The 1,284-nt window shown below is 43.8% G+C and carries 1 protein-coding gene; it reads left to right on the top strand.

What is annotated here, in order from left to right:
• Positions 1–136: 136 nt before the first annotated feature.
• Positions 137–1,261: an ISAs1 family transposase gene (locus ACGF49_RS24520; RefSeq protein WP_228903249.1), complete on the top strand. Its 1,125-nt coding sequence runs from the start codon at positions 137–139 to the stop codon at positions 1,259–1,261.
• Positions 1,262–1,284 lie beyond the last annotated feature (23 nt).

The following is a 1,284-nucleotide window of genomic DNA, read 5'->3' as shown; positions in this document are numbered from 1 at the left end:
CAGGGCTAACGCATGATCATTTTTTATCCATAAGATGACGAATTAACCGTACAAAATAAGCCACGCTTTATTCTTGTTGCAATCTTATCTGTTTACCGTTATTTATCCACAACTTCCCGTAATAATGGCCTTATTTATGACTCAGAAAGCCCTGTTTGACTACCTCGAAGCCTTACCTGACCCACGTCAACAAGCAAAATGTTCTCATGTGCTATCTGAGGTCATTTTTATGGCACTTTGTGCCATGATGTGTGGTTTTGATACCTGGTCCGAAATTGCGCTCTTTGCTCAGGAACGCGAAAAATGGTTTAAGCGTTGGTTAACCCTGGCAAATGGGGTTCCCTCACATGACACTTTTAACCGGATTTTTGCCATTATGCCAGCCAGTACCCTGCAATCATTGTTTCAGGAATGGGTGGATCATATTTTGAAAAAGGAAGGTCTTTCAGGGCAACTGGCGGTTGACGGTAAGGCGTTAAGGGCAACAGCAAAAGGTCGGGGAGCTAATCGTATCCATACCGTCAATGTCTGGTCAACTGAACTGGGACTCTGCCTTGGGCAACAAAAAGTGGAGAAAAAATCCAATGAAATAAAAGCCATTCCTGAACTTCTCCAATTATTGGCGCTGGAAGGATGTCTTGTGAGCATTGATGCTGCGGGAACGCAAACAAAAATCGCCGAGATTATTCTGGAAAAATCCGCGGATTATTTGCTGGCAGTCAAAGATAATCAGCCGACACTGGCCGCTGAAGTCAGCGCGCAATTTCACGCTTTTTGGGCGAATACGCCAAAAGATATTGCCGGCCCCTCTTTCTACGAACAATTTGATAATCAGCATGGTCGCCAGGAACATCGCCGATGCTGGCAATTCCCTGTTGGTGAGCAGATGCCCATTTGTCAGAAATGGAAAGCAAAGACGATAATAGCAGTCCAATCTGAACGGACAGAAAAAGGACGTGGGCATGATTTTGTCCGATTTTATATCAGTAGCCAGCCAATGAATGCGGAGAAAGCCTTGCAAGCAACACGCTCTCACTGGTCGGTGGAGAATCATTTACACTGGTCACTTGATGTTGCGTTTCGAGAGGATAAACTCCAGGCCCGGACAGGATTTGCCGGTGAAAATTTAGCTGTACTCAGAAAATGGATTTTGAATATGCTGAAACAGAATAAATCCCGTAAGTTAAGCATGGAAAATAAACGCAGGCTCTGTTGTTTAAATGATGATTATTTATTCGAATCCTTGAGTTTGTTTATATAATGAGCTTTGATGCGTTAGCCCTG

The organism is Photorhabdus sp. RM96S, from assembly GCF_042879335.1.
Lineage (GTDB): Bacteria > Pseudomonadota > Gammaproteobacteria > Enterobacterales > Enterobacteriaceae > Photorhabdus > Photorhabdus kayaii.
This window is presented reverse-complemented; position numbering and strand designations above follow the sequence as displayed.